General features: G+C 60.9%; 14 protein-coding genes. 11 read left to right on the top strand and 3 right to left on the bottom strand.

From position 1 onward, the window contains the following. The first annotated feature begins 211 nt into the window (after positions 1-211). From ACRWA7_RS26505 to ACRWA7_RS26485, 5 genes are all read left to right on the top strand, one after another. Positions 212-3,070 (top strand): 2-oxoglutarate dehydrogenase E1 component, encoded by a 2,859-nt coding sequence (locus ACRWA7_RS26505; protein WP_438393279.1) that lies wholly within the window; start codon positions 212-214, stop codon positions 3,068-3,070. A gap of 214 nt (positions 3,071-3,284) precedes the next feature. Beyond that, on the top strand, positions 3,285-4,598 hold the full coding sequence (odhB, locus tag ACRWA7_RS26500) for a 2-oxoglutarate dehydrogenase complex dihydrolipoyllysine-residue succinyltransferase (RefSeq protein ID WP_438393277.1): 1,314 nt from the start codon (positions 3,285-3,287) through the stop codon (positions 4,596-4,598). Positions 4,599-4,726: 128 nt separating this feature from the next. Beyond that, positions 4,727-6,157, top strand: a complete 1,431-nt coding sequence (lpdA, locus tag ACRWA7_RS26495) for a dihydrolipoyl dehydrogenase (RefSeq protein WP_438393275.1) — start codon at positions 4,727-4,729, stop codon at positions 6,155-6,157. Positions 6,158-6,301: 144 nt separating this feature from the next. Further along, positions 6,302-7,399: a cell division protein ZapE gene (gene zapE / locus ACRWA7_RS26490; RefSeq protein ID WP_438393274.1), complete on the top strand. Its 1,098-nt coding sequence runs from the start codon at positions 6,302-6,304 to the stop codon at positions 7,397-7,399. A gap of 164 nt (positions 7,400-7,563) precedes the next feature. After that, positions 7,564-8,040 (top strand): transposase, encoded by a 477-nt coding sequence (locus ACRWA7_RS26485; RefSeq protein ID WP_438393272.1) that lies wholly within the window; start codon positions 7,564-7,566, stop codon positions 8,038-8,040. A 100-nt stretch (positions 8,041-8,140) separates the two neighbouring features. Here the strand turns inward: ACRWA7_RS26485 and ACRWA7_RS26480 are convergent, their stop codons facing one another. The 3 genes from ACRWA7_RS26480 to ACRWA7_RS26470 all read right to left on the bottom strand — a co-directional run bounded on the left by ACRWA7_RS26480 (position 8,141) and on the right by ACRWA7_RS26470 (position 12,550). Continuing rightward, complete coding sequence (locus tag ACRWA7_RS26480) at positions 8,141-8,614, bottom strand: DUF2147 domain-containing protein (protein WP_438393270.1); 474 nt, start codon at positions 8,612-8,614, stop codon at positions 8,141-8,143. A gap of 150 nt (positions 8,615-8,764) precedes the next feature. Next, positions 8,765-10,468 carry a ShlB/FhaC/HecB family hemolysin secretion/activation protein gene (locus tag ACRWA7_RS26475; protein ID WP_438393269.1) on the bottom strand — a complete coding sequence of 568 codons (1,704 nt, stop codon included), beginning with the start codon at positions 10,466-10,468 and terminating at the stop codon, positions 8,765-8,767. Between the two features lie 372 nt (positions 10,469-10,840). Next, positions 10,841-12,550, bottom strand: a complete 1,710-nt coding sequence (locus ACRWA7_RS26470) for a collagen-like triple helix repeat-containing protein (protein WP_438393267.1) — start codon at positions 12,548-12,550, stop codon at positions 10,841-10,843. A 769-nt stretch (positions 12,551-13,319) separates the two neighbouring features. Between ACRWA7_RS26470 and ACRWA7_RS26465 the strand changes: the two genes are divergently transcribed. From ACRWA7_RS26465 to ACRWA7_RS26440, 6 genes are all read left to right on the top strand, one after another. Beyond that, positions 13,320-13,487, top strand: a complete 168-nt coding sequence (locus tag ACRWA7_RS26465) for a Flp family type IVb pilin (protein ID WP_075643275.1) — start codon at positions 13,320-13,322, stop codon at positions 13,485-13,487. A 228-nt stretch (positions 13,488-13,715) separates the two neighbouring features. Beyond that, positions 13,716-14,225 carry an A24 family peptidase gene (locus ACRWA7_RS26460; protein WP_244164036.1) on the top strand — a complete coding sequence of 170 codons (510 nt, stop codon included), beginning with the start codon at positions 13,716-13,718 and terminating at the stop codon, positions 14,223-14,225. Positions 14,226-14,236: 11 nt separating this feature from the next. Continuing rightward, positions 14,237-14,728, top strand: a complete 492-nt coding sequence (locus ACRWA7_RS26455; RefSeq protein WP_438396791.1) for a TadE/TadG family type IV pilus assembly protein — start codon at positions 14,237-14,239, stop codon at positions 14,726-14,728. Positions 14,729-14,760: 32 nt separating this feature from the next. Beyond that, positions 14,761-15,726, top strand: coding sequence for a Flp pilus assembly protein CpaB (gene cpaB, locus ACRWA7_RS26450; protein ID WP_438393265.1), 966 nt, complete (start codon positions 14,761-14,763; stop codon positions 15,724-15,726). Positions 15,727-15,872: 146 nt separating this feature from the next. Beyond that, positions 15,873-17,309: a type II and III secretion system protein family protein gene (locus tag ACRWA7_RS26445; RefSeq protein ID WP_438393264.1), complete on the top strand. Its 1,437-nt coding sequence runs from the start codon at positions 15,873-15,875 to the stop codon at positions 17,307-17,309. A 63-nt stretch (positions 17,310-17,372) separates the two neighbouring features. Beyond that, complete coding sequence (locus ACRWA7_RS26440; RefSeq protein WP_438393262.1) at positions 17,373-18,704, top strand: AAA family ATPase; 1,332 nt, start codon at positions 17,373-17,375, stop codon at positions 18,702-18,704.

Genomic DNA, 18,704 nt, shown 5'->3' with positions numbered 1-18,704 from the left:
AAGGTGCCCGAAAGCCCGCCAGACAAGCGTCCGGGCCGCGACCATCGGCGCGTGGACTTAATGATCTGTGCTATGCTAGCGGATGCATTGCCAGTTTTAGGTCCTTCCAAGCAGACTTGATTCGCGCAATCCGCTAAACGGTCAGGCCGTGTTGCGGAAGGTTGAGTAACCCGCTATTTCTCGAGAAACTCGAAGAAAGGTGAGCGTAAAAATGATGAAGCAATCCCAGCTGAACTCCTATTTGTTCGGCGGTAATGCCCCATACGTCGAAGAACAGTACGAGGCATATCTCGATAATCCCGCGTCAGTGCCCGAGACCTGGCGTACCTATTTCGATGCACTGCAAAACGTGCCTGCATCGGATGGGTCGAATCACAACGACGTGGCCCACGGCCCGATCGTGGAGTCGTTCGCTCAGCGAGCGAAATCGAACGGCTTCGTGCCGCGCGAAAGCAGTGCTGATCTGGCGACCGCGCGCAAACAGGTCTTCGTTCAGTCGCTGATCGGCGCATACCGCTTCCTCGGCTCACAATGGGCCAACCTCGATCCGCTCAAGCGCCGTGAGCGCCCGGCCATCCCCGAACTCGAACCTGCGTTCTACGACTTCACCGAAGCCGACATGGACCAGACGTTCCATGCACAGAACCTGTATTTCGGGAACGAGCAGGCGTCGCTGCGTGAGATCGTGAAGGCATTGCGCGACACGTACTGCGGCACGATTGGCGCCGAGTTCATGTACATCAGCGACCCGGAACAAAAGCGCTGGTGGAAGGAACGGCTCGAATCGATCCGCTCCACGCCGGATTTCTCCGGCGACAAGAAAAAGCACATCCTTCAGCGCCTGACGGCAGCCGAAGGGCTCGAGCGTTTCCTGCACACCAAATATGTCGGCCAGAAGCGCTTTTCGCTGGAAGGCGGCGAAAGCTTCATTGCGTCAATGGACGAAGTCGTTCGCCATGCAGGCGCCGCGGGCGTTCAGGAAATCATCATCGGCATGGCTCACCGTGGACGCTTGAACGTCCTGGTGAACACGCTCGGCAAGATGCCGGCTGATCTCTTCGCCGAATTCGAAGGCAAGCATGTTGATGACCTTCCCGCCGGTGACGTGAAGTACCACAAGGGTTTCTCGTCGGACGTCTCGACCGACGGCGGCCCGGTCCACCTGTCGCTCGCGTTCAACCCGTCGCACCTCGAAATCGTGAACCCGGTGGTCGAAGGGTCGGCGAAGGCGCGCATGGATCGTCGCGGCGACGTCGACGGCCTGCAAGTGCTGCCGGTCCAGATTCACGGCGACGCGGCGTTTGCCGGCCAGGGCGTGGTCATGGAAACGCTGAACCTCGCGCAAACGCGCGGTTACGGCACGCACGGCACGCTGCATATTGTCATCAACAACCAGATCGGCTTCACGACGTCCGACCCGCGCGACGCACGCTCGACGCTGTATTGCTCGGACGTGGCGAAGATGATCGAAGCGCCGGTGCTGCACGTGAACGGCGACGATCCGGAAGCGGTCGTGCTGTGCACGCAGTTGGCTATCGACTACCGCATGCAGTTCCACAAGGACGTGGTTGTCGACATCATCTGTTTCCGCAAGCTGGGTCACAACGAGCAGGACACGCCGGCGGTGACGCAGCCGCTGATGTACAAGACCATCGCGAAACATCCGGGTACGCGCGCGCTGTACGCTGAAAAGCTCGTGCAGCAAGGCGTGATCACCGCGGAAGACGCCGATAATTACGTGAAGGCGTATCGCCAGGCAATGGACGACGGGCATCACACGGTCGATCCGGTGCTCTCGAACTACAAGAGCAAGTACGCGGTGGACTGGGTTCCGTTCCTGAACCGCAAGTGGACGGACGCCGCTGACACGGCAGTTCCGCTGGCCGAACTGAAGCGCCTGGCCGAGCGCATCACCACGATCCCGGAAAACTTCAAGGTGCATCCGCTGGTCGAGCGCGTGATCAACGACCGCCGTGCAATGGGCCGTGGCGAAGCGAAGCTCGACTGGGGCATGGGCGAGCATCTCGCGTATGCGTCGCTGGTGGCGTCGGGTTATGCCGTGCGTCTCACGGGCCAGGATTCGGGCCGTGGCACGTTCACGCACCGTCACGCTGTGCTGCACGATCAAAACCGCGAACGCTGGAACGACGGTACGTACATTCCGCTGCAGAACATTGCCGATGGTCAGGCGAAGTTCACGGTGATCGATTCGGTATTGTCGGAAGAAGCGGTGCTCGGTTTCGAGTACGGTTATTCGACGGCCGAGCCGAATACGCTGGTTGCATGGGAAGCGCAATTCGGTGACTTCGTGAACGGCGCGCAGGTTGTGATCGATCAGTTCATCTCGTCGGGCGAAGTGAAGTGGGGCCGCGTTTCGGGTCTTACCATGCTGCTGCCACACGGCTATGAAGGGCAGGGTCCGGAGCACTCCTCGGCGCGTATCGAACGGTTCCTGCAGCTTTGCGCGGATCACAACATGCAAGTGGTGCAGCCGACCACGCCGGCGCAAATCTTCCACCTGCTGCGCCGTCAGATGATCCGCTTGTTCAGGAAGCCGCTGATCGTCGCCACGCCGAAGTCGCTGCTGCGCCATAAGGAAGCAGTGTCGGACCTGTCGGAACTGGCGAAGGGTTCGTTCCAGCCGATCATCGGCGAAACGGACGATGCAATCGAGCCGAAGAAGGTCAAGCGCGTGATCGTGTGTTCGGGCCGTGTGTATTACGACCTGATCGCGCATCGTCGCGAAGCGAAGGCGAGCGATGTCGCCATCGTTCGTATCGAGCAGTTGTATCCGTTTGCCCACAAGCAATTCGACGCGGAAATCAAGAAATACGAACACGCGACCGAAGTGGTCTGGGTACAGGACGAGCCGCAGAACCAGGGCGCCTGGTTCTACGTCGAGCATCATCTGCGCGAAGGCATGCGTGAAGGACAGAAGCTGGCATACAGCGGCCGTCCGGCATCGGCATCCCCGGCAGTCGGCTATTACGCGAAGCACTACGAGCAGCTCAAGGCGCTGATCGAAGGCGCGTTTGGCCGGTTGAAGGGCGCACAGACCATCTCGAAGTAAGCGGCTGTGACCGGGGAGCGTCCTTTTAACGGCTCCCCGGTTTTTCATGCGCTGTCCTGTGATTCGATTCGGAACGTGGAATGCACAAGCAGCGCTCGCCGCAAGTTGAATGCGCGCTGCATTCATACGCTCTGGTTACTCAAGAATTGACGGCGTCGAATTCACTTATTGCCAATGATGGCGCCGTACCCAGATACATTCAGGAAAAAACATAATGTCTATTGTAGAAGTCAAGGTTCCCCAGCTTTCTGAGTCCGTGTCGGAAGGCACCATGTTGTCGTGGAAGAAGAAGCCGGGCGAGGCAGTTGCCATCGACGAAATCCTCATTGAAATCGAAACCGACAAGGTCGTGCTGGAAGTGCCGGCACCGGCTGCGGGCGTGCTCGCGCAAGTCATCAAGCATGACGGCGACGTGGTCGGCGCGGAAGAAGTGATCGCAATGATCGATACGGAAGCAAAGGCCGGCGACGCACCGGTGGCAGCCGCCGCTGGCGACGCCGAGGTGAAACCGGCTCCGGCCGCGCAACCGCAACAGGAAGCTGCGCCGGCTGTGGCGAGCGCTTCGGCGAGCGCTTCGGCATCCAACACGTCCGCTTCCCCGTCGGCTGCGAAGATTCTGGCCGAGAAGAATGTATCGAGCGATCAGGTCTCGGGCACGGGTCGCGATGGCCGCGTCACGAAGGGCGATGCACTGGCCGCCACGCAAGGTGCGCCGGCTGTTGCCGCTGCGTCTGCGCCGGCTGCAAAGGCTCCCGTCAAGGCTCCGGCTGCCGCCAAGCCGTCCCTGCCGGACGTGAAGGCGCCGGGTGCTGACCAGTGGCTCAAGGATCGTCCGGAACAGCGCGTGCCGATGTCGCGTTTGCGCGCGCGTATTGCCGAGCGTCTGCTCGAGTCGCAGCAAACCAATGCCATCCTGACCACGTTCAACGAAGTGAACATGGCGCCGGTGATGGACCTGCGCAACAAGTACAAGGACCGTTTCGAGAAGGAACATGGCGTGAAGCTCGGCTTCATGTCGTTCTTCGTGAAGGCCGCCGTGCATGCGCTGAAAAAATTCCCGCTGGTGAACGCGTCTATCGACGGTAATGACATCGTCTATCACGGTTACTTCGACATTGGCATTGCCGTGGGTTCGCCGCGTGGTCTCGTGGTACCGATCCTGCGCAACGCCGATCAACTGAGCCTGGCCGATATCGAGAAGAAAATCGCCGAATTCGGTGCGAAGGCGCGGGACGGCAAGCTGTCGATCGAGGAAATGACGGGCGGTACGTTCTCGATCTCGAATGGCGGCGTGTTCGGCTCCATGTTGTCGACGCCGATCATCAACCCGCCGCAATCGGCAATCCTCGGCGTGCACGCAACGAAGGAACGCGCTGTGGTCGAGAACGGCCAGATCGTGATTCGCCCGATGAACTATCTGGCGCTCTCCTACGATCACCGGATCATCGACGGCCGCGAAGCGGTGTTGTCGCTGGTGGCGATGAAGGATGCGCTGGAAGATCCGGCCCGCTTGCTGCTGGACCTGTGATCCCTGCGGTTGCCCTCGGGGTTACCCTCGAGGTAACCCTTTTAATCAAGCATTAAGACCTTATTTAGGACTCGTGGCACGCTCGATAGACTCGGGCGCGCCATGTATCCAACAAGAGAAGGATAGTCATGTCCAAAGAATTTGATGTCGTCGTGATTGGTGCAGGTCCTGGCGGTTACATTGCGGCGATTCGTGCAGCGCAACTCGGCAAGTCGGTCGCGTGCATCGAAAGCTGGAAGAACCCGGCCGGCAACCTGAAGCTCGGCGGCACATGCCTGAACGTGGGCTGTATTCCGTCGAAGGCGCTGCTGGCTTCGTCGGAAGAATTCGAAAACGTGTCGCATCATCTCGGCGATCACGGTATCAACGTGGGCGACGTGAAACTCGATATCTCCAAAATGCTCGCCCGCAAGGACGGCATTGTCGAGAAGATGACGAAGGGTATCGAGTTCCTGTTCCGCAAGAACAAGATCACGTGGCTCAAGGGTCATGGCAAGTTCACCGGCAAGACGGACGCCGGCGTGCAGATTGAAGTGAGCGGCGAAGCGGAAACGGAAACCGTAACGGCGAAGAACGTGATCATCGCCACGGGATCGAAGGCGCGTCACCTGCCGGCCATTCCTGTCGACAACAAGATCGTGTCGGATAACGAAGGCGCGCTTTCCTTCGATTCGGTGCCGAAGAAGCTGGCCGTGATCGGCGCCGGCGTGATCGGTCTGGAGCTCGGTTCGGTATGGCGTCGCCTGGGCGCCAGCGTGACGGTGCTCGAAGCGTTGCCCGCGTTCCTTGGCGCATGCGACGAATCGCTCTCGAAGGAAGCCGCGAAGCAGTTCAAGAAGCAGGGTCTGGACATTCATCTCGGCGTGAAGATCGGCGAAGTGAAGACGACGGATTCGAGCGTCTCGGTGGCCTACACGGACAAGGACGGCAACGCGCAAACGCTCGATGCCGACCGGTTGATCGTGTCGATTGGCCGCGTCCCGAACACGGACAACCTCGGTCTGGAAGCAATCGGTCTCAAGACGGACGAACGCGGTTTTGTTCCCGTCGACGATCACTGCGCGACGAGCGTGCCGAACGTGTACGCGATCGGCGACGTGGTGCGCGGCCCCATGCTTGCGCACAAGGCGGAAGACGAAGGCGTGCTGGTGGCCGAGATCATCGACGGCCAGAAGCCGCACATCGACTACAACTGCATTCCTTGGGTGATCTATACCGAGCCGGAAATTGCGTGGGTCGGCAAGACCGAGCAGCAGTTGAAGGCGGAAGGCCGCGAGATCAAGACCGGCCAGTTCCCGATGATGGCCAATGGCCGGGCGCTCGGTATCGGCAAGGCTGACGGTTTCGTGAAGATGATCGCCGATGCGAAGACCGATGAACTGCTCGGCTGCCACATCATCGCGGCGAATGCGTCGGACCTGATCGCGGAAGCGGTGGTCGCGATGGAGTTCAAGGCGGCGTCGGAAGATATCGGCCGGATCTGCCATCCGCACCCGTCGTTGTCCGAAGTGATGCGCGAAGCCGCGCTCGCCGTCGACAAACGCGCGCTCAACATGTAATTGCAGCAGGGTCGAGCAGCATGACGAAGGCGGGCGGGAGTTATCCCGCTCGCCTTTGTTTTTATCGGCCGCTTCCAGCTTGCTTATTTGCTCATTCATTTGGCTCAGTCAGGGTTTCCACCCGGGCTTCAAAACCCTCGCACCATGAACGTCAACGAATACTACGAACACGAATTGCAGACGCGGGGCTATCAGTCGGACGCGGCGCAGCTCGCAGCGGTCGAACGCCTGCAGCGCTGCTACGACGAGTGGGTCGCGTATAAGGCGCGCCGCTCGAATGCGTTCAAGAAACTGATTTCACACCCGGAGTTGCCGCGCGGCGTGTACATGTGGGGCGGCGTGGGGCGCGGCAAGAGCTTCCTGATGGACAGCTTCTACGCGGTCGTGCCGGTGCAGCGCAAGACGCGCCTGCACTTTCACGAGTTCATGAGGGAAGTGCATCGCGAGCTGGAAGAACTGAAGGGCATGGCCGATCCGCTCGATGAACTCGCGCGGCGCGTCGCGAAGCGCTACCGCCTGATTTGCTTCGACGAGTTTCACGTGTCGGATATTGCCGACGCGATGATTCTGTACCGGTTGCTCGACCGCCTGTTTGGCGCAGGCGTGCAGTTCGTGATGACATCGAATTACGATCCCGACTTGCTGTATCCGGACGGTTTGCATCGTGATCGTTTGCTGCCTGCCATCGAACTGATCAAGTCGAAGCTTGACGTCATCAACGTCGATGCCGGCACGGACTATCGCCGCCGCACGCTGTCGCAAGTGAAGGTGTATCACACGCCGCTCGGCGCCGCCGCGGATAAAGCATTGCGCGCCGACTTCGCCAAGCTTGCCGCGGTGCCTGACGAGAGTCCGATCCTGCGCATCGAGAAACGTGAACTGAAGGCGCTGCGTAAAGCCGACGGCGTTGTCTGGTTCGACTTCGCCACGCTCTGCGGCGGTCCGAGATCGCAGAACGACTACCTTGAGCTGGCAAGCCGTTTTCACGCCGTCATTCTCTCCGAAGTTCCGAAGATGTCGCCGCGCAATGCGTCGGAGGCGCGCCGCTTCACGTGGTTGATCGACGTGTTCTATGACCACAAGGTGAAGCTCCTGATGTCCGCGGAAGTGCCGGCCGAGGAGCTTTACGTGGAAGGACCGATGGCCAACGAATTCGCGCGCACCGTGTCGCGGATCACGGAGATGCAGTCGAAGGAATATCTGGAGTCCGAACGGCGGCTGGTGGATACGTCGCTGACCTGAAAGCGCTGGCCGAAAGGACAATTGACAATGCGAGACTCATAATTTCGCCGTCAGGTTAGTGCTGCAAGGGTTTGCGCGGTATTTCAAGATTCGGACATGTCTGATACCGGGGTTTTGGGCGGATGGGTATCGTCTGATCACTTACTTGTGATTGGAGAAAAACCATGAAGCCTTACCGCGATATGTCCGACGAAGAATGGCAAATGGTCGCGCCGTTGCTGCCGGAATTGCGTCCCCGTTCGGAGTTGCGCGGCCGGCCGCTCGCCAACACCCGCGCCGTGCTCAACGGCGTGCTGTGGGTGATGTATAGCGGCGCTTCATGGTCCACCTTGCCGCGCAAATATCCTTCGTATCAGACGTGTCATCGCCGCTTCAAGGCGTGGCATGACTCGGGTGTTCTGGCGCGCGTGATGCTCCAGTTGTTCGGCTCCGCTGGCGAAGGTTTGTATTCGCTGATGACATCGCGTATGCGCGTGCCGACCGAACTGCCCGAAGGTTTTGGCGATCACGGCGTTGCGCACGCAAGCAGCACGTCGGTGAATGGCGATGTGCGTCCGGTATTCGTGCCTATGGCGCCGTCGCCTGGTCCTGCGCCTGCGGCGTCCGGAGACCGTGCTGGCGGTTCGCGCCGCGCTGCCTGATGCGTATTTGACGCAGCGCGAGGGAAGCGCGAAGCAAAAAAACCGGCTGCAGATTCTGGTCTGCAGCCGGTTTTTTTATGCATCGAACCTGCGTAAAGGCTTATTGCTGCCTGATCCACGTTTGCGAGCGTCCGAGCAGCGAAACGCCAATGTATCCGCGTACCACGAGCTTCTGGCCGTCCTCGTCCAGATGCATCTTGCACTTATAAAGCTTGCCGTTTTCCGGGTCGAGAATCCGCCCGCCATCCCACGTGTCGCCATCCGGTTTCATGCCTTCGATGATCGTCATGCCCTTCAGCAGTTGATCCTTGCGTGAATCTGTACAGGCCGTGCATCGGCGAGTCGGGTCGTTGTTGTTGCCGATCCCCTCCAGAATTTTCCCGGAAAGCGTGCCGTCGCTATCCTGCACGATTTGAACGACGGCTTTGGGCTGGCCGGTTTTATCGTCGATGGTCTGCCAGAGTCCAGCCGGCGACGCAGCCTGCGCAAGCGTGCTCGCGGCCGAAGCGAGCAGGGCGCTCGCTACCAGGATGTGTCTGAATTGCCGCTGCGCGCGCTGGGTCATACTCGTCATGCTTCCTCCTGGAGGTGAAACGTCTCTTGATTGTATTTACCGATGTTGGGCGGACAGAATACGTCAAAGCATCAAGGACGTTTGATAGGATTTCCTCTAGTAGGTTCGTGGCGGGCAGGCACGGCTATCGCGCAACCAAGCGGGTTTTGGTCAATTGAACTGGTAGGAGAACGTCGCGTTCACGCGCGGGCTGCGCGAACCGTTGCCTTCCACCGGGGCATCGCCAACAGGCTTCGCCAGCGATAAATCCAGGCTGTAGTACTTTGCATCCGACACGCGAAAACCCACGCCGACCGATGCCAGCCTGCCTGGCTTCGCGGCGCCGCCGTGCAGGTAGACGTGAGCCGTATCGACGGAAACGTAGGGCGTGAAAGTCTTCATGAACGCAAGCCCGATGGCGAACGGCCGGTTCACTTCCGCCGAAGCACCCCAGCCCGAGTCGCCCGATCCCTCGCCCGGCTGGTAGCCAAGCGCAAAGCGTTGTCCGCCAAACGCAATCTGCTCCGATGTCGGTAACGAATCCGGACTGTACTGTCCGGTCGCGGCGATCATCGTGCCGATCTTGTACGGCCATTCGTTGGCTTGCGAGATCGTGGCTCTGGTGCGCACGAAGGTGAGCGAGACCGGGTTGGCCGTGACCACGCCGGGAATGTTGGTTTCGGCTGTCTTCGATGCACCCAGTACGTTCAACGCTTTCGCCACGTTGATACTCGCACGCCGCACGGTGCCGGTATCCGTGCCGGTGTAGTCGAGCTGCAGCGTCGTTACACGAACCTGCGAACGCTGACCGAGCTGTGCGCCCGTGATGGTGTTCTTGAAACGGTCCTCATCATGGGAAGCATAGGCGCCGGCCGTACCAGTCAGGCTGCGCGTATTGCTCAAAATGAACGGATACGACACCGACAACCCGGCCTTGTCGTTCACCACAGTGCGTTCAACGAAGGCAGGTAAGCCCGGGTTATCGACAGGATGACCGTAGTAATGCGAAGCATCGGCACGGGCGGTGAAGCCATCGGTTCCAATCGGCAATGCGCCGTTGATCGCGAAGTAGGTTTGATCGTTGCGGCCCTTTGGCAGCAACGCCGAAACGCCGACCGTTTCGCCCTGGCCCAGCACGCTGTTTTCGGTCGCGCTCACGATGCCTTGCAAGCCTGGGTGATTCAGATCGATACCCGTCGCGAAGTTGAACGGTTTGCGCTCGACATCGAGTTCGAGCAGGGCTGCGCCGTCGGTGGTCTGCGGGGGCGCGACCGTCGCCGCGATCTTCACGCCGGGCGTCAAACCGAGCACGTTGACGTAGCGCTCGAAGGTATCCTGCTTCAATGGGCGATCGGCGCGAATCCGGTCGGCGACCGCACGAATGCGCTTTTCGGCGCTCCCGGGTTCGCCTTTGATCTTGATGTCGGCGACATAGCCTTCCACTATGGTGATGCGCACGATGCCGTTGTCGAAGGTTTGCGCGGGCACGAAGGCGAAAGAGAGTGCGTAGCCGCGTTCCTTGTAGAGCGCGGTCACGCCGTTCGCGGTTTCCATCAATTCGCCGATGGTGACGTCGTGGCCGACGAGCGGCGCGAAGCGTTGGGCGATCTCATCGAAGGGAACGGTTTTTACACCTTCAATCTGGATCTTCTGCGGCGTCAGATGGCGTGCAAGCAATTCCTGTATTTGAGGCGTTTGCGTCTGGACATCGACAGTGACGGGCGGCGGTTTTTGTGGCGCGTTCACTTGCGGCAGTGCATCGAGCGGATTGCCCGCCACCGATGGGCGCGCGACCTGCCCGCTGGTCTGCGCCTGGGCGGCGTGCGCCGTCACCGCCGCGGCCAGCAGCGTCCATTTCCATTCCTTGATCTTCACGGTACGGCCCTCGTTGGCTTTTTTTCGTGCGAACTGCGAGAAGACTTATGGATCGAAGAGATCCGGCGTCTTGCCGCGTTCGTCATCGTTTGCTGCTGATGCAATTGCAACGCTCTGTATTACGGCTCTTGGCGCTTTAACTTCTGTTTTATCTGCTTTGCTGACGATATACATCAGAGCAGCGGGCGGGTATCTTCTTGTCGTTCTTGTGTCCGGCGCGCGCCGTCTGGCCGGACGGGTTGCATCGAGAGACCGTGCTTTGTCCAGCTTGGATGAGACGGGGCATGGAGGAACGTATGGACACCTACCTTTTCGCCACGGACCGCTCGCTGGGAAAGGCGATTGTCCGTGGCTCGCGCGAAGCGTCCGCAGCTATTTGTTGTGTGCGCCGAGCAATCCGCCCAGCAGCGTAGTCACACCGCCCAGCGGATTGGCCGGCGAGCTGCCCGATGCAGTGCCCGGAGCGCTCGATAGACCCACGCCAACCCCCACGCCTACGCCCGCAGTGGTTGTCCGTGTGCCCGCACCCGCACCCGCACCCAACGCGCCCGTCACGCCACCGACAAGACCCGTCACCGGCGCGAGCAGGTTGCCTGGCGCAGCCGATCCGTTGCCCGAAGTCGCGCTTGTCAGGGCGCTTGTGGCTCCGCCCGCGGCACTTGCCACTGGCGTAGCGACGCCTGTGGCAACCGTGCCAACGGTGTTCGTCAAGCTGCCGACGAGACCCGTGACGGGAGCCAACGCGCCTGCTGCACCGCCGCCACCCGCACCACCCGCATTAGCCACATTACCCAGGCCGCTGCTTACGCCGCTTACGAGCGATGCAACCGGTGCAAGCGGTCCCGCCGCTCCCGGTGTGGCGCCAAGACTCGCCACCGTGGCCGTCAATCCTCCAACAAGGCCGCTCACTGGAGCCAGCGGACTTCCCACGCCGCCCGCGCCGCCGACTGTACCCGTCAGGCCCGACAGGATACCGTTGAACGGTGACAGCGGGTTCGAACCCGGCGTGCCGTGGACGAGACCGCCGGCCGACGCTAGTGTCGTTCCGGTACTGGACACCACGCCACCCAGGCCGCTGGCAAGCGGATTGTTCCCCGTCGATGCCATCGCCTGCCCTGCCGAATTCAGCGTACCGCCAAGCGTGGTGAGCACATTGTTGACCGATGCGCCGAGACCCGTGGCCGAGCCGACTGTTTGCGTGAGCGAACCGGCCATCGTGGTGATCGGGGTGATCAGCGTGCTGACACCTTGCGTGACCTGGCTGACAGCGCCGGTCGACAATGTAGTGCCGAGTGCGCCACCGAGCTGCGTGACAGCGCCGCCCACGCCGCTCACCAGGTTGCCGGCTGGCGTTGTTATTGGTGCGAGCGGGGACAATGGGCCGGCGCCGATGCTCGTTACCAGATCGCCTGCACTCGTGACCGCGGCGCCCGTCTGCTGAACGACGTTGCCGGTGCTGGCGAGCGTCGTGCCGACCGGATTCGCGCTTGATCCTATCTGACCGAGACCTTGCGATACGCCGGCACCGAGTGCGCCCACCGCGCCACCAAGATTCGATACAACATTGCCAGACGCTTGAGTCGTGGAGGGGTTTATGCCCGGAACGTTGGCGTTGCCCACGACGGAGCCGAGACCGGACACCGTATTGCCCACCGCCGATACCAGGTTGCCTGCGTTTGCAGCGACGCCCGCAACGGGTGTCACGGCCGGCGTGCCACCGCCGGTTCCGCCGCCACCTGCACCCCCGCTTGTTCCGCCACCGCCTGTTCCGCCAGCACCCGCACCGCCAGCACCTGCACCGCCGCCACCGGCGACGGTGTCGCCTCCCGATCCCGAACCGCCACCGCCTGAACCTGAACCTGAACCTGAACCACTGCCGCCGCCTGACCCCGCACCGCCGCCGGCTGAGGTGGTTCCATCGCCTCCGGTGGTCGGGATTGCGCCGGAGCCTGCGCCCGTGCTGCCAAGTTGCTTGCTGGTTGAACCTGAACCGCCGCATGCGCTGAGCGTCAACGAGGCTGCAACAGCGGCGGCGAGAAGGGTGACGCGAAACGCGCCCTTGTGATTGTGTGCGGTCTTCATAACGCCCTCGGATGGTATTTAGTTTTGTGCTTTCGAACTGCCATCGTGTCATTGCAGGACGCGTGCCATTTTTAATGGACGGGTGCAAGATGCTTTGAAGATTGCTGGGGTTAACCAGACAGCGCAAGGCGTGGTCTGGCTTTGGCGGCAGACAAGCAGAGTTTGCGGAGATATGTCGTGTTCGCAGTGAGCGCTCACCTAACGTAACGCGTATTCGATGCCGTTACGAACAAGCGGGTAACACCGGTTGTTGAGAATGCTGAAAGCAGCTTCTTCAAGCATGTCGTTTTTCTAGAACGATTGCACTAGTAGATGCATATAAAGTCGACGCCAATTCGTCCGTTAACTACATAGTGAGCCACGCAAAGGTTTGGACTCGAAAACATGATCGCTAAAACGCGGGGCAGGCGATGACACAGAATTTGACGATTGAAGCCAAGTCTTTGAACGGATGCGCTGTCGCTGCGCAAAGCTTACGGATCACGGGTAATAGCCGGCGAATTTATTGCGGCTTACCCGTTGATTTCGAGATAGCGTTCGGCTATAAATCGTTTCGTGGATGCATCAATTTACGTCCCGACTGGTGGAGGCTACATCGAAAACGCACCTGGAACCTGAGAGAAGCGGCGAGTGAATCAGCGCGCAAAGACGTGCAACAAGGCACACGGACAGAGGACTGCGGGAAAGAGAGAACCCGTTGACTTCGAGTCCACGAAAATGCCGGATCATTTGTCGAAACGACCATTAAAAAATATCCGAGGGAAGCATCATGTTTAATCACATCAGACTCTTCATCAAAGACGAACGCGGCGTCACCGCAATCGAATACGGCCTTATAGCCGGCATTATCGCGGTCGCCATTGTCGCGGCGGTAACCGCGCTCGGCGCAAATCTCACGGCAACTTTTGCATATATCGGCGGAATGCTGCCTCATTGAAGCAGGCTTCGGGTAGCCGATTGTGAGGCATCACTTCCTGCTCACATGACGGTTCTCGCAGACACCGGCACTTCGCTCGTATCCGCGGGATTCCGTATGTAATTGCAATTGCGCACATTACATATCTCCAGACGGCTGTCCGTTAGAACTGCTGCTCGTTAGTTTATTGATTCGCTCAAAAAGCAATCAATAAGGAACGCGTTCGCCTGATGGAAGTGAGTTGATATCGTGATTAACGCCGCATTATTTATTTGCTGGTCGCTTGCGGTCGTTATATTCGATTGCGGGTTACGCCGCATACCCAACTGGCTTGTCATTGCGGGCCTCGCATGCGCCTGCGCGCTTGCGGCAAGCGGTTATTCTCCGTTTCACACGGACCTGGCCGATGCCGGACTCGGACTGGCGGCTGGATTCTTCGCGCTAATTCCTTTTTATGTGCTGGGCGTGATGGGCGCGGCCGACGTCAAGGTCTTCGCCGTGCTCGGTGCATGGTGCGGCGTGCGCGCATTGCCCTGGCTATGGATTGCCGCAAGCCTGGCTGCGGGTGTTTACGCGCTCTGGCTGATTGCGTCATCGATGACCACGCACAATCGCAATACCTCACCTCAAGGGTCTCAAGCACCTTTGCGTTTCGTGACGTTCGTCATTGGCGGTCGCCGGACGACGCCCTACGCCGCAATGCTTGCGCTGGCCGCAATCGGAAGCTTTGCAATCAATGCGTTCGGAGTTGCACGGTGATCCCGCTCAAGATCAATCGTCACGTCCGTGTTGCCGGGTGCGCGCACCGGCACAAGCCGCCGTTCGGGAATCAGCGCGGCAGTACAGCGGTGGAGTTCGCCATCGTATTCCCGGTTTTTTTCCTAATTTTCTACGCGATCGTCACATACAGCCTGATCTTCGTCGCGCAGCAGTCGCTCACGCTTGCAGCGTCGGAAGGGGCGCGCGCCGCGCTGAAGTTCCAGCCCAATGCGAACAGTGCGGCAAGCGCGCTAGCACTGCGCGCAAGCGCCGCCTGTTCCACGGCGACAGGACTCCTCAACTGGCTCGCGGCGACCACGCCATGCACGGCGACCTACGCGCCCTGTACGTTCGATGCATCGATGCAATGTGTCAACGTGGCGCTCAACTACAACTACGCGAGCCGGCCGTTGGTGCCCGTATTGCCGCTGATCGGACTACCTACCCCGGCAACGCTCAATGCGAGCGCCATGGTGCAACTGAACCCGGAGAACCTGTTTTGAGCGTCTCCTGATCTCGAAACGACCCATCACATATGGCCAATATCACGCGTATCCTCGCGGGCTGTCTGCTCGGACTTGCGGTGCTGCTCGGCATTTTCGCTTGGTCGCTCTCGCGCCGCGCACCGGCTCCCGTGCCAGCCGTCACGCAAGGGCAGGCGGGTTTCCCCGTCGTGATCGCCGCGCGGGATCTGCCTGCGGGCAAGCCTATCGATGCGGATGCGTTGTCCTTGCGGATGGCTGCGTTGCGAGGAGCAGGCGAGTTCGGCGACGCAGCCGCGTTGATCGGCCGCGTGCCGCTCATTCCGATTGCCGCCCACACAGCGCTTGCCGAAGCAAACCTTTCCACCGGACTCGCGGATACCATCGCACCCGGCGAACGGGCGGTCGCGGTGCGGGTCGATGAGGGCAACGCCGTGGGCAATCGCGTTCGGCCGGGCAATTTCGTCGATGTCTTCTTCATGCTCAAACGCGACATGGGCGGGGGTCCCGGTGCGCAGGCCGAGGTGTCGGCCACGCAGGCGCGGCTGTTGTTGTCGAGGGTCCGCGTGCTGAGTTTCGGCGACGCCACGCTGCCCGGTACGGCGGACAGCAGCGATGCGGCGGCGAACGCCACACGCGGGGCGAATACTGGAGCGGGCCCACGAACTGCGGTGCTCGCTGTGCGCACGGCCGATATCGATGCCTTGACGCTCGCTGAAGGCGCCGGCCGTCTCGTGCTGGCGCTGCGCAATCCCGCCGATAACGACATCACGGAACCGCTTGCCATGGTGCCACAGCTGGAATCGATCAGGATTGCCAATGAAACTCGGGAAAGCGGGGCGGCGGGACTGTCGCTACAGATGCTGGCGGGGGCGGCAGGGACCCAACCGGGAAGACAGCAGCCGATCGCTCCACGATCATTGCTCAACCCGTCTGTTTCCAGAGTGCCGAAGGTTCAGGCGGCATCGAATGATCTGGAAGTGATTCGTGGATCGCGGAGGGAAAAGCTGACTTACTAATACCGCGCGCACGTCGTGCCAGAGGAAGTTCGGGCCATGCCACCGTGTGGCAACAACGCAGAATGCAGTCCATATATCAAATGAAGAAAACCAGGGATTCTGTTCGGGGACGGGTTGGATACCGCGTGCGGCGAGTGTTGTTTGCCATGCTGGCCCATCTATGCGTCTGCGCGTGCATCGACGTCGCGAACGCGAAAACCGTTCATGGCCCGGGTAACGGGTCTGGGCCGGAATCGGACCGGCTGGAAATCGCGGTCGGCGCGCAACGGCAGATAGCGCCTGGGCGCGCGTTGCAGCGGGTCGCGGTGGGGGATCCCAGCGTCGCCGATGTCCTTTGGCTCAAAAACAGCAGTGGAGGCGTCAGCGGCTTGTTGCTGATTGGAAAAAGCGCGGGCCGCACCGACGTGTTGCTGTGGGAAAAGGGCCGCGCACAACCGCGTACCTATACGATCCATGTCACCACGCAAGCTGCACGCGAGTTGCTCGGCGCCGGCACACCCACGGTCGATGTCCTTGGACGCACGGCTGCGGTTACCGGGTCGGCGGCGAACGTGGAGTCGCATCTGCGCGCACTCGCGGTAGCGCGTGACGCGCTCGGCAAGACCACGGCCGGCGCGGACGATACAGCGGGTTCCAGCTCGAAAGGGGACGCCGGAAAACAGGACGGCGGATCAGCCAATGGAATCACAAGCGCAAGCGTCCTGGATGTATCCACGGTAGCGGTGAGCCCCGTGGTCCAGGTCGACGTGAAGGTGGTCGAGTTCAGCAAGTCCGTGCTCAAGGAGGCGGGCTTCAACCTTTTCAAGCAGAACAATGCGTTCGCATTCGGGACCTTCTCGCCTTCGTCGCTGACGTCTTACACAGGCGGCGCGACCACGAACCTGCAGGTTCAGTCCACGTCGCCGATCAGCAGTGCTTTCAATCTGATCGTGAACCTCGGGTCGCGCGGCATCTTCGCCAACCTGAGCTTGCTCGAGTCGAACAATCTGGCGCGCGTGCTGGCCGAGCCGACGCTCGTTGCGCTGTCCGGACAGAGCGCCAGCTTCCTTGCCGGCGGCGAAATTCCGGTGCCGGTGCCGCAGTCGCTTGGCACGATCAGTATCGTGTATAAGCCCTACGGGATTGGCTTGACGGTGACGCCGACAGTGCTCGGGCCGCAGCGCATTGCGCTAAAGGTCGCGCCTGAAGCGAGCCAGCTCGACTTCCAGCACGCGCTGACCATCAACGGTATTTCGGTGCCCGCGATTACCACGCGGCGCGCGGATACGACGGTCGAACTCGGCGATGGCGAGAGCTACGTAATCGGCGGCCTGATCGACCGCGAGACGATGTCGAACGTGGACAAGGTGCCGATGCTCGGCGACCTACCGATCATCGGCGCGTTCTTCAAGACCTTGCAATACACGCAGAACGATCGCGAACTGGTGATCGTCGTCACACCGCATCTGGTCTCGCCGATCGCCAAAGGTGCGGCGTTGCCCGGCACGCCGGGCGAGCAGGCGGAGCAGCGCGATGGACCCGTATGGCGTTCGTTCTTGGGGGGCGTCGCGTCGAGCGATACGGCGCCGGGGTTTTCGAAATGATGAGCAACGGCAACGCGGGTGCGCTGTGCGCGCCGCGCGCTGCCATGCGAGGAGATTCGGGCGATGAACGCGAGAGTTCTTTCCTTGACTGACCTGGAAACGCACGCGCCGCGAATGCGATTTCCTTGCGTCTGTGCAGATGCGGGACGACGCGCATGGCTCGCCCGCGCACTCGGGACGCTGGGTCAGATCGAACCTGCGCCGTTCGATTCGGTTGCGCTCGTGCCGAGGATTGCAGCGCTCGGCGCCAAGCTCGTGTTTATCGACTTCGGCCATGCGCCGCTCGAAGCACCGCAGGCAAGCGTGGAGAGCGCCACGGCAATGGCCGCCGCCGTGCGCGATGCATTCCCCGGATTCATCATCGTCGCGCTCGGGTTGTTGCAGCATTCGGACAGCGCGATTGCGGCATTGCGTGCCGGCGTGCGGGATTTTATCGATGTGGAGGGCAATCCTGAAGAAGCAGTACGGATCACGAAACAGTTGCTTGAGCAAGCGAGCCTTTCGACGCAAGCGCAACGCGCGCCCAATCGTCACGGCAAGATCACGGTGCTGCTCGGCGCGCGCATTGGCGTTGGCGTGAGCACACTGGCCGCGAATCTCGCGGTCAGGCTGCAAAAGCGCGATACCGCTGCTTCGCGGACGGCGGCATTGATCGACCTTGGCATTCCGGCCGCCGACAGTCTGGTTCTACTCGATACACACAGCGAGTTCAATTTCGTCGATGCCGTGCGCAATCTTCGCCGCTTCGATCAGACCTTCGTGCATACGGCGTTCGGCCGGCACACGAGCGGGCTTGCGCTTACCACGCTGCCGTCCGACCTCACATTCATGCGCGAAGTCTCGTATGCGTCGGCGGTGAGTCTGTTGAACCGGTTGCGGACCTTTTTCGATCATCAGCTTGTAGACCTCGGCGGTTTCACGAACCTCGAATTCGTCAGCCAGATGGTGCGCGCAGCGGATGACGTGTGGCTCGTCTGCGATCCGAACGTGGCGTCGGCGGTATCGGCTGTGGAATTGCTCGAAGGCTTGCGCGAGCATGACATGCAGGCCGATACGCCGTCAAAGCTGAATCTGGTCGTGAACAAGTTCGACGACACGTTGCACTTCGGCGCGGGGCAGATTGCCGCGCGGCTCGGGTTGCCTTTGCTCGCAGTGCTGCCGGCGCGCGCGCAGGCGCTCGGGCGAGCCGTGAACCAGGGCAAGTTGCTCGCGGATACGGCCTTGCGTGATCCGTATGTACGCGCGCTCGATGCGCTGCTCGTGCGGCTTGGCAACGGTAACGCACCGGACGCGAGCGCATCGGGACCTGTGCCGGAGGACACAGTGCCGATCGCTTCCGCCGATGCGCAGAAGGGCGTCAAGCGGCTTCTTTCCACTTTCATAAAGCGGTCATAG

This window comes from Caballeronia sp. DA-9, from assembly GCF_051615025.1.
In the GTDB taxonomy this organism is placed as follows: domain Bacteria; phylum Pseudomonadota; class Gammaproteobacteria; order Burkholderiales; family Burkholderiaceae; genus Caballeronia; species Caballeronia sordidicola.
The sequence above is the reverse complement of the archived record's forward strand: the minus strand, read 5'-3'. Positions and strand labels throughout refer to the sequence as shown.

What these genes read in the sequence shown, in the direction of transcription:
- ACRWA7_RS26440 (WP_438393262.1), top strand. Translation starts at nt 17,373, where the DNA reads ATGAACGCGAGAGTTCTTTCCTTGACTGACCTGGAAACGCACGCGCCG.
- odhB (WP_438393277.1), top strand. Translation starts at nt 3,285, where the DNA reads ATGTCTATTGTAGAAGTCAAGGTTCCCCAGCTTTCTGAGTCCGTGTCG.
- lpdA (WP_438393275.1), top strand. Translation starts at nt 4,727, where the DNA reads ATGTCCAAAGAATTTGATGTCGTCGTGATTGGTGCAGGTCCTGGCGGT.
- ACRWA7_RS26485 (WP_438393272.1), top strand. Translation starts at nt 7,564, where the DNA reads ATGAAGCCTTACCGCGATATGTCCGACGAAGAATGGCAAATGGTCGCG.
- ACRWA7_RS26480 (WP_438393270.1), bottom strand. Translation starts at nt 8,614, where the DNA reads ATGACGAGTATGACCCAGCGCGCGCAGCGGCAATTCAGACACATCCTG.
- zapE (WP_438393274.1), top strand. Translation starts at nt 6,302, where the DNA reads ATGAACGTCAACGAATACTACGAACACGAATTGCAGACGCGGGGCTAT.
- ACRWA7_RS26505 (WP_438393279.1), top strand. Translation starts at nt 212, where the DNA reads ATGATGAAGCAATCCCAGCTGAACTCCTATTTGTTCGGCGGTAATGCC.
- ACRWA7_RS26470 (WP_438393267.1), bottom strand. Translation starts at nt 12,550, where the DNA reads ATGAAGACCGCACACAATCACAAGGGCGCGTTTCGCGTCACCCTTCTC.
- ACRWA7_RS26465 (WP_075643275.1), top strand. Translation starts at nt 13,320, where the DNA reads ATGTTTAATCACATCAGACTCTTCATCAAAGACGAACGCGGCGTCACC.
- ACRWA7_RS26445 (WP_438393264.1), top strand. Translation starts at nt 15,873, where the DNA reads ATGCTGGCCCATCTATGCGTCTGCGCGTGCATCGACGTCGCGAACGCG.
- cpaB (WP_438393265.1), top strand. Translation starts at nt 14,761, where the DNA reads ATGGCCAATATCACGCGTATCCTCGCGGGCTGTCTGCTCGGACTTGCG.